This window comes from Litoribrevibacter albus (assembly GCF_030159995.1).
GTDB classification, from domain to species: domain Bacteria; phylum Pseudomonadota; class Gammaproteobacteria; order Pseudomonadales; family Litoribrevibacteraceae; genus Litoribrevibacter; species Litoribrevibacter albus.
Map to the genome: position 1 here is coordinate 89,437 of NZ_BSNM01000013.1, position 10,329 is coordinate 99,765.

Annotated in this window: 4 protein-coding genes; all 4 read left to right on the forward strand. The window is 47.3% G+C overall.

Going from position 1 to position 10,329, the window contains the following annotated elements:
• Positions 1-4 precede the first annotated feature (4 nt).
• From pglX to brxL, 4 genes are read left to right on the forward strand one after another with little or no spacing between them, the layout of a single operon-like run.
• The gene (pglX, locus tag QQL66_RS10005) at positions 5-3,649 is read left to right on the forward strand and encodes a BREX-1 system adenine-specific DNA-methyltransferase PglX (protein ID WP_284381115.1); all 3,645 of its coding nucleotides are present in this window, start codon (positions 5-7) and stop codon (positions 3,647-3,649) included.
• Positions 3,646-5,574 carry a DUF262 domain-containing protein gene (locus QQL66_RS10010; protein WP_284381116.1) on the forward strand — a complete coding sequence of 643 codons (1,929 nt, stop codon included), beginning with the start codon at positions 3,646-3,648 and terminating at the stop codon, positions 5,572-5,574. Before pglX ends, QQL66_RS10010 begins: the two co-directional genes overlap by 4 nt.
• On the forward strand, positions 5,571-8,195 hold the full coding sequence (gene pglZ / locus QQL66_RS10015; RefSeq protein ID WP_284381117.1) for a BREX-1 system phosphatase PglZ type A: 2,625 nt from the start codon (positions 5,571-5,573) through the stop codon (positions 8,193-8,195). Before QQL66_RS10010 ends, pglZ begins: the two co-directional genes overlap by 4 nt.
• Before the next feature lie 29 nt (positions 8,196-8,224).
• Positions 8,225-10,264, forward strand: coding sequence for a protease Lon-related BREX system protein BrxL (gene brxL, locus QQL66_RS10020; RefSeq protein ID WP_284381118.1), 2,040 nt, complete (start codon positions 8,225-8,227; stop codon positions 10,262-10,264).
• The last annotated feature ends 65 nt before the right edge of the window (positions 10,265-10,329 follow it).

Genomic DNA, 10,329 nt, shown 5'->3' on the forward strand with positions numbered 1-10,329 from the left:
TCACATGAACACAAACAACGTAAAAAAATACGCACCTAAAGCCCGTAAAGCCTTCATTGAGGCCATGAGTAAACAGGCAGCTAAATATGGGATTACCAAAAAGAAAATCGAGCCAGCGGAGCAGAAGGGCGACCTGGTTCTAATTGGTGATAGACCGTTTCCGGCTTCGGTTATCAAACCACGTGAACGTTTGGTAAAGCGCATCGAGCAGCAAGGCTTCGACCAGGTAATGGAGCATGTAGCCTATAGCTGGTTTAACCGTCTATGCGCAATTCGCTACATGGAACGCAAAGGGTTCCTTGACCATGGGCGTCGGGTATTGAGCGCGACTGACGGCAGTGCCGGTGTGCCCCAAATAATGGAAGAGTGTCTGGATGTCGAGTTGCCCGGTCTGGACCAGGCCAAGGTTAGAGAACTGAAGCTTGATGGCACCAAAGACGAAGAGCTTTATCGTGAATTGTTACTGGCCCAGTGCCATGCCTTGCACCAAGCAATGCCATTTCTGTTTGAGGCGGTAGCAGATGAATCCGAGCTGCTGTTGCCAGAGAACCTGACAAAGACAGACTCACTGATCCGAGATTTGGTGGCCAGTATTCCCGATGAAGACTGGGATCATATTGAAATTATTGGTTGGCTGTACCAGTTCTATATCTCTGAGAAAAAAGACCAAGTTATCGGCAAGGTCGTTAAGAGCGAGGATATTCCAGCCGCGACACAGCTTTTCACGCCCAATTGGATTGTTCAGTACTTGGTTCAAAACTCTGTTGGTCGCCAGTGGCTTCAGGCGTATCCAGATTCTCCACTCAAGGAGAAAATGCCGTATTACATTGAGCTTTCTGAGCAATCGCTTGAGGTACAGGACAGGCTTGCTGAGATTTCAAAGAAGGAAATTAAACCAGAATTATTGTCATGTATTGATCCAAGTTGTGGGTCTGGGCATATTTTGGTTGAAGCCTACAAACTTTTTAAAGCCATATATGAAGAGAGAGGCTACCGAACTCGCGACATTCCTCAGCTTATTCTCGAAAACAATCTTTACGGCTTGGATATTGATGACCGCGCTGGACAATTGGCCGGGTTCGCTTTGATGATGCTGGCGAGAGAGGATGATAGAAGAATCTTCTCTCGCAATATCAGGCTCAATGTTCTGTCCTTGCAGGAAAGCACCAACGTTAACCTCCGATCGTTGTGGCAATCACTAAACCTTACTGGAGAGTGGGAAAGTGGTAGTTCACAAGGATTGTTTGTCGAAGAACAGCAGGATTTAGGTTCTTTAACATCAGATAATCGCTACGAGCTTCTCCAGAGAACTTTGGAAAGGTTCAAACAATCCAAGACTTTTGGGTCTTTGATTGAAGTGCCGCATGAAGATCTCGAAGGGCTGACAGAGTTACACCTATCTCTCGCAGAAATGGAGCAATCTGGGGACACTATGCAAAAGGTGGCGGCTTCTCAGCTAATACCTTTCGTACATCAAGCATTGTTATTGGCGCGAGAGTATGACTCTGTAGTCACTAATCCTCCCTATATAGGAAGCGGCTATTTAAACGCAGATTTGAAAGAATTGGCAAATATCAGATATGTGAAATCTAAAGCCGATTTGTTCGGAATGTTCATTGAACGTTGCATTGAGTTAGCTAAAACACACGGATTCTCATCAATGATGACTCCGTTTACATGGCTAACTATTAAAAACTTCTCTGAGTTACGGAAGCACGTGATAGCCTGTTCAGAGATTGTTGGTCTTGTTCAGCCTGAATATCATGCATTTTTTGAATCTGCATACGTCCCCATTTGTGCATACATAATAAGGAAGTCAAACACTGGCGTTCGAGGCTGCTATATAGACTTGGCGGATTTTTACGGGGCGGAAATTCAACCTGTAATGTATCTCAAGGCGGCCAGGGACGTTTCTGTAAGTTATAGGTATGACAGATGCTCTTCTGATTTTAGCAAGGTTCCAGACAGCTCAATAATGTTCAAACTTCCCGACCCTCTATTTGATTTGTTCTCCAATACGAATAAGTTAGCTGGACGTGCAGATATAAGTGAGGGGATTAAAACCGGGGATAATGAGTACTTTATTCGTTTTTGGCATGAGGTTGACTTTGGTCGGATGTCAACCATTGGAGGCGGAGATGATATCAAATGGATTCCACACCACAAAGGAGGGGAGTATCGTAGATGGTATGGAAATCTTGAGCATGTAGTCAACTGGGAAAATAATGGAGCGGAGCTAAAGGCCAGTAAGAAATCAGGACTTCAGGGTTCTAAAAATTATTTTAAAGAAGGGGTTACTTGGTCCAAGTTATCAAGCAGCTACTTCGGTGTAAGGATGTTGCCAGGAAATGTCTTGTTCGACTCCGGAAGTCCATCAGCATTCATTCACAATGAGTCAGAAAGATATGCCCTGCTAGGATACTTATCATCTGTGGTTGCTTCTTATATTGTGAAGCAACTAAACCCAACACTTAATTTCCAAGTTGGAAATATCGCGTCTCTTCCATTTAAAGGATCTGATGAAGTTGACTATAAGGAAGTCAATTCGATCGTTAAAAGACTTGTGGAATTGGCAAGGACTTCTTGGGATTATTCCGAAGTTAGTTATTCATTTGACAGGAGTCCGATACTAAATGGCAAAACACTTGGGCAAGGTTATTCTGAATTTATTTTGCAAGTTGGACGAGAAATAGACGAAGCGGTTGCCCTTGAGGCGGCTAATAATAAATCGTTTGTTGATATTTATGAGCTTAATGGCTTCTTGGATACTGACGTTTTACGAGAACACATAACGCATCGATACAATCCAGAATTTATATATGATTCTAAAAAAGATAGTGGTGAGCTTAGTAAGAGGCTTCAATCTGACATCCTAACAGAGTTTCTAAGCTATACAATTGGTTGCATGGTTGGTCGTTATTCTTTGGATCGCGATGGTTTGGTCTTTGCTGGCTCAGGAAACTCGGGATTCACAGAGCTGGTTTCCGAGGGTACCTATAAGACCTTCCCAGCCGACGACGATGGAATCATCCCTCTAACTGACCAAGAATGGTTCCCTGATGATGCGACTAATCGCTTCCGAGAGTTTGTCAAAGTCGTTTGGGGAGAAGACCACCTTCAAGAAAACCTCGACTTCGTAGCCGATTCTCTCTGCCTGCACGCTATCAAACCTAAGAAATCTGAATCGTCGATGGACACGATTCGTCGGTACCTATCCACCCAGTTTTATAAAGACCACCTGAAGACTTACAAAAAACGTCCTATCTACTGGCTGTTCAGCTCTGGTAAGCAAAAGGCTTTCGAGTGCCTGGTTTATCTGCACCGGTATAACGAAGGTACGCTGGCGCGTATGCGCACTGAGTACGTCATTCCCCTGACAGCGAAGATGGCGGCCTATGCTCAAAAGCTGGAAAACGACAAAGAGGCCAGCGGTTCGGCAGCAGAGGTGAAGCGCCTTGAAAAAGAAATTGCCCAACTGCACAAGCAGCAGGCTGAGCTGAGCGAGTTCGATGAGAAGTTGCGCCATTATGCTGACCAGAGAATAAGCCTGGATCTCGATGATGGCGTAAAAGCCAACTACGGCAAATTTGGTGATTTGCTGGCAGAAGTGAAAGCCATTACAGGCGAGTCTCCGGAGGTTTTATCATGAAATTGAATAGCCTTAGCGATATTTTCGAGCGCCGCCTGCTACGCATCCCTGACTATCAGAGAGGTTACGCTTGGAAGGAGCACCAGGTTGAGGACTTTTGGGAAGATATTCTTCAGCTCGAAAATGATCGAATTCATTACACAGGAGTTATCACTCTTGAGCCTGTGAAGGCAAACCTGTATCAGAAATGGGAGAAGGATCTTTGGTTAATAGAAGGTGTTGGATTCAGGCCGTTCTATGTGGTTGACGGGCAGCAGAGACTAACTACATCGATGATCCTACTGCAAGCCATCTTGGAATCTGTCCCAAAAGATGCCGAGCTGAACTATCAGTCGATTAGTTCTATCCGAAAGCAGTTTATATTCTTTGAGGCTGACAATAAGCTCCAGCAGAGCTTCATATTTGGGTACGAGAAAGATAACCCAAGTGATGAGTATATGAAGACCAAAATATTTGGCGAGCACTCTGGCTCAAATCAGTTTTTGGAGACGTTGTATACGAGAAACCTCAGCTTTGCAAAAAATTACTTTAAAGACCGTCTGAAGGATATGTCGGTAGATGAAATTGCCCAGATATATAAAAAGCTTACCCAGAAGCTGAAGTTCAACTTGTATGAAATTGACGAAGAAATTGATGTCTTTGTCACTTTTGAAACGATGAATAATCGTGGCAAACCTCTAACGAGCTTGGAGCTTCTGAAGAACAGGTTGATATATATATCTACGTTATTCAAAAATAACGATGGGCGAGAACAGCTTAGAATTAACATAAACGATGCATGGAAAACCATGTATGAATATCTAGGAAAGAATCCTGATGTTCCACTAAGCGATAATCTTTTCCTTCGTAATCATTGGACGATGTATTTTAAGTACACGCGAAAAAAAGGTGACGATTACATAAAATTCCTTCTTGATGATAAATTCAGTGCAAGAAATGTCACGCATCCAAAATCGCCAGATGACGCACTAAGAATCGAAGAAATATCTGATTATGTTCGTAGTTTACAGCAGTCGATCGTTTACTGGTTCTACATGCATAACCCGTATTATGCCCAGTCAAATGAACTGACTGATTCCCAGAAAGTTTGGCTTGATCGGTTGGATCGCCTCAGTTTTAGATCGTTTAAGCCACTTATCCTCTCGGCTTTTGTTTCCAAACAAGAACCTAAGAAAATAACAGAATTATTAACATCTGCGGAAAGGTACAACTTTACTCTATTCAATTTAAGTCAGCGAAGAGCAAACACTGGCGATACTGAGTTTTTCAGTATGTCTCGTGATCTATTGACGGGGGAAAAGACCATCGTTGACGTTTTGGAGACAATTAATAGATGGATAGATAAGTACTATGACCCGGAGAAATTCTTAGCTCACATCGAGGAAAAGTACGAGCTAGATAGAGATGGATTCTATCACTGGGATGGAGTCAGATACTTTTTGTTTGAACATGAACAGTGGCTTAGGGAGAAGGGAAGGCAGGCTACCAGTAAATTATCTTGGGACGTTTTGAAATCGAACAAAAAAGATCATGTGACTCTCGAACATATTTTCCCACAGACTCCTGATGACCCCTATTGGAAAAACCGATTTGGCCACTTGGAGGAGTCGGAACAGCGTTATCTAACCCATTCATTGGGGAATTTGCTTCCACTATCACGTTCAAAGAACTCTGCTCTTCAAAATGATAGCTTCCCCAAGAAGGTCAATAACGGCGATGGAGTAGGTTATTACAACGGTTCTGTGTCAGAAAATGAAGTAGCTCAATGCCCGGATTGGACCCCGACACAAATCCTCAAGCGCGGATTGGATTTGCTGAGCTTTATGGAACAGCGGTGGAGTATTGTATTAGGAGATTATGATTTTAAAGGGCAGTTACTCCATCTTGCAGACATCGACTTTTCTCCTTCGGGAGAACTATCATGAATCTGAACCAGCTTCGAGAGGGCCTTGAGCAGGCCTTCTACAAAGAGAACCATCGCCTGGTGTTCTGGTATGACCCGGAGCAGTCATTTGTGGATGAGCTACCGTCCCTGTCTCTCGTGGACGTGCAGATCCTCAACATGGCCAATGAATCAGCATTGGGTACCAAGCTCAAATTGGAGTTGGAAGATAAGGCCGGTAAGTATCTCCTGTACTTCCCATTTGCCGAGCCTGATGTAGAAAAAGACTGGTTGCTCGACATCAAGTTGTACTCCAGATGCTTCTACGCTGATCGCTTCTCAATCATCTTCAATGAGCTTGGACTGCACCAGCAAAGCTTGAGAGAGCACTTGGCCAAGCGAGACAAATTCCTTGCCAGCAAAGCCAGGCTGACAGCACTGCAACGCTATGTTCAGCCGGACTTTGATGAGTCAGACCTGGACATGGCCATGATTGTTTCTGTCGTTAAGGCTGAAAGCTGTGATCTCCCGCATGTGATCCTGGCGCTTGCTGAAGAAACAGTTGCGGATGACCTTGGACTGGAGGCCAATCCAGCTTCTCTCAACGAACTTGAAAAATACGACTTAATCCCGGCATTGGTAGCTGCGCTTCAGTCCGAAATTGGTTACCCGGCTACGGTAGAGGAGTTGAAGGGTGAAGCCCAATTCAAGCTGGGACATTTCTTTATCCTGTTGCTGGTAACCGGCTTCTGCGAGAGCGTCGGTGATGTACCTGGCTGGGCTCAAGAATTGGTAATGTCTTCGGCCAGCTCCCGTGCAACTGCCAGAGCATTACTTTCACGTTGGCGAGACAGTTCACGCTATTACAAAGCGTTCGATGCCGTGTCCGGGTGGGTGGCGATCGCGCTGCGCATCAAAGACAAGATGGGTATATTCGATACTGACCAACTCAGCGATGTTGTCACCTTTGAGGCCGTGGAGCAGAAGATTATTGTCGATCTGGCCGTGGCCATTCCTCATGCTCCCAAGGGGGAGTTGGAACGTTTCCGTGCAATGATAGCTTCTCGCCTGGACGGCTACTGGGCTTCCAAGCATAAAGACGACACGACGCGCCGGAAGTACCGCACCGTTTATACCGCATTGCAGGCTGCTATCGACCTCTTCAGCTTGCGTATTCAGCATGATAGCGGATTCCACTTTGAGTCGAGTGAAGCGCTATACAAGGCTTACGAGCGAGACCTATACCGCTTCGATATGGCCTACCGTCATTACTGTGAAGCGTCCCAGCGTGCTCATGTAGAGATCCTGAAGAAGCTCGATGACGAAGTGGAGAATTGTTACGCCTACTGGTACATCGACAACTTGGCGAAGAACTGGGGTGACCGCGTTGAGGCTGAGCAACGTCTCTCTCAGTGGCGCTTTCCTGGAATACCTAATCAGCAGGACTTCTTTCAGGGACTGGTGAAACCGTTGTTTTCCAAGGCTACCAAGCGCCGGGTTGTGGTCATCATCAGTGATGCCTTTCGCTATGAGGCAGCAGTGGAGCTTCGCGATCGAATCAACGACAAGCGTTACTCTGAAGCTACTCTGTCTTCCCAGCTTGGCGTTGTCCCAAGTTATACGACATTGGGGATGGCGTCCCTCTTGCCTCATAAAACGCTGGAGTATCGCGAATCAGCTTCAGATGACGTGTTTGTGGATGGCCAATCCAGTAAGGGCACAGCGGCAAGAACCAAGATCCTTGCAGCGCATGGCGGTCTGGCCGTGACAGCAGAAACCGTTAAAGCCTGGTCAAGGGATGAAGGCCGGGAAGCCCTCAAAGATCAGGAGCTGGTCTATGTCTACCACAATGTAGTGGATGCCCGAGGCGATAGCTCATCGACGGAATCAGAAACTTTCATGGCCGTTGAACACGCCATCGAGGAGTTGACTGAGTTGAGCCGCAAGATCCTGATGCACTTCAACACATCGACGGTGCTCATCACGGCAGATCACGGTTTCTTATTCCAGCAAAGTAAGCTGGAGGCAGCCGATCGCTCGTCTCTGGCTGAAAAACCAACCAATGCCCTGAAGAACAAAAAGCGCTATGTGGTGGGCTTTGGTCTGCCAGATACCAAAGAAGCGTGGAAGGGCTCAACCAAGGCAACAGCCGGAACAGCTTCAGATACTGATTTCTGGGTGCCGAAGGGTGCCAACCGATTCCATTTCGTGGGCGGTTCACGTTTTGTCCACGGTGGGGTTATGCCGCAAGAGATTGTCGTGCCGGTATTGACCGTCAAACAGCTTCGTGGCGAAAGGGCTGAGAAGCGTACCAAACGAAAAGTAGGCGTTATTTCTACCAAGTCCACCCTGAAAATGGTGAACAACATCCAGAAGTTCGACCTGATGCAGACCGAAGTGGTCAGCGATTTGGTTACGCCGGTCACGCTGTCAGTGGCCATCTACGACGGTGATAGCAAGATCTCCAGTGAAGAGACGGTGACCTTTGACTGCGCAACCGATTCGGTCGCGGAGCGGGTCAAGCAAGTGCGACTCTCACTGTCTGGGACGGACTTCGATCGGAAGAAGGATTACTTCCTGGTGCTCAAGGATAAGGATCTGAATACCGAGATGGAACGCTACAAGGTCACCATCGACCTGGCGTTTACCGATGACTTCTTTTAACCACGAATTGACGATAGAGCGTGCCGAGTATGGAATCCGCTAACGATAAAGAATTAGATCAACTGCTGAATGAGCACTTTGCGGGTCGTGTGGTTCGCAAGGATCTCACCAAGCTCATTAAGGAAGGGGCGAATGTCCCTGTCTATGTGCTCGAATACCTGCTTGGCATGTACTGCGCGTCAGATGATCCAGACATCATTGAGCAAGGGCTGAACAACGTCAAAACCGTGTTGGCTGAGAATTACGTTCGTCCTGATGAGGCCGAAAAGGTTAAGTCACTGGTCAAAGAGCGCGGCACCTTTAAAGTCATCGACCGGGTAACCGTGAAACTGAATGAGCGCAAGGATAAGTATGAGGCCTCTTTCAGCAATCTGGGTATCAAGGACGCTGAAATTTCGTCTGGGATCGTCAAAGAGTACGAGAAGCTGCTGGTGGGTGGTATCTGGGTCATTGCCACCTTGAGTTATTACCACGAGGAAGGGCAGACCGGTTCTCCATTCGGGGTAACGCTGCTCAAGCCAATCCAGATGCCCAACATGAATATGGACGAGCTCTTCCAGGGGAGAGCCGCATTAACGACAGATCAGTGGCGCGAGTGTTTGATACGGTCAGTCGGTATGGAGCCTGCGGCATTGGGTGTCGATGTGCAGTGGCACATTCTGGCTCGGATGATTCCTTTCGTTGAAAACAATTACAACGTCTGTGAACTGGGTCCACGCGGGACAGGTAAAAGCCATATTTATAAAGAATGCTCCCCCAACAGCATTTTGGTATCTGGCGGCCAAACCACCGTGGCCAACCTGTTCTACAACATGAGTTCACGTCGAATTGGTCTGGTCGGGCTTTGGGATCTGGTTGCGTTCGATGAGGTGGCCGGGATCTCCTTTAAGGACAAGGATGGTGTCCAGATCATGAAGGACTACATGGCCTCTGGTTCCTTTGCTCGTGGTCGTGAACAGATGGAGGCCTCGGCCTCTATGGTGTTTGTGGGCAACATCAATCAGAGCGTTGAGTCCTTGGTGAAAACCAGTCATCTGCTTGCACCATTCCCTGATGCCATGATCGACTCCGCTTTCTTTGACCGCTTCCATGCCTACATTCCAGGCTGGGAAATCCCCAAGATGCGGCCTGAGTATTTCACCAATCGTTACGGCTTGATTGTTGACTACCTGGCGGAGTTCTATCGGGAGATGCGCAAGCGCAGCTTCGCAGATGCTATCGAAAAATACTTCAAGCTGGGGAATAACCTGAACCAGCGTGATGTGATCGCGGTGCGCAAGACAGTTTCTGGTTTACTGAAGTTGCTATTCCCGCATGGGCAGTTCGAGAAAGAGGATGTTCGCCAGTGCCTGGAGTATGCCCTTCAGGTTCGACGCCGAGTGAAGGAACAACTCAAAAAGATTGGTGGTATGGAGTTCTACGATGTCCACTTCAGTTACATCGACAATGACTCGCTGGAAGAGCATTTCGTATCAGTCAAAGAGCAGGGTGGCGGTGGTCTGATCCCAGAAGGCCCTGGTAAGCCCGGATTCCTTCACACCATTGGTCTCAGTAACAAAGGGATGCCTGGGCTATACCGGCTGGAACTTCAGGTTACCAAGGGCTCCGGCAAGTTGGCCACATCAGGGCTATGGAACTCCAGTGCAGCTAAAGAGCAGGTGAAGATTGCCTTTGATTACTTCAAGGCGAACGCTTCCAGGATCAGCGGTGGAAGTAAAGTGGGTGAACATGACTTCCATTTGCACGCAGTCGAGCTTCAGAACACTGGGCCATTCAGCCACCTGGCCCTCTCCAGCCTCGTTGCCTTTGCGTCAGGCCTCCTTGGTAAGCCTCTTCAGAACCAGATGGTGGTGCTGGGGGATATGAGTCTGGGCGGTTCCGTTACGCCGGTAGAAAGCCTCGCTGAGTGCCTCCAAGTTGCTTTTGATGCAGGGGCCAAGAAAGTGGCCTTGCCGATGAGCAGCGCAGCTGACATTCCAACGATTCCGGCTGAACTGTTTACCAAGTTTCAGACCAGCTTTTACGCCGATCCGGTTGATGCGGTGTTTAAGGCTCTTGGGGTGGACTAGAAGAGCGCTTTTAACACGTTCTAGGGTAGCGTAGGTATTAAATTAAATTGAATTGCATTGGAATA

What these genes read in the sequence shown, in the direction of transcription:
- pglX (WP_284381115.1), top strand. Translation starts at nt 5, where the DNA reads ATGAACACAAACAACGTAAAAAAATACGCACCTAAAGCCCGTAAAGCC.
- QQL66_RS10010 (WP_284381116.1), top strand. Translation starts at nt 3,646, where the DNA reads ATGAAATTGAATAGCCTTAGCGATATTTTCGAGCGCCGCCTGCTACGC.
- pglZ (WP_284381117.1), top strand. Translation starts at nt 5,571, where the DNA reads ATGAATCTGAACCAGCTTCGAGAGGGCCTTGAGCAGGCCTTCTACAAA.
- brxL (WP_284381118.1), top strand. Translation starts at nt 8,225, where the DNA reads ATGGAATCCGCTAACGATAAAGAATTAGATCAACTGCTGAATGAGCAC.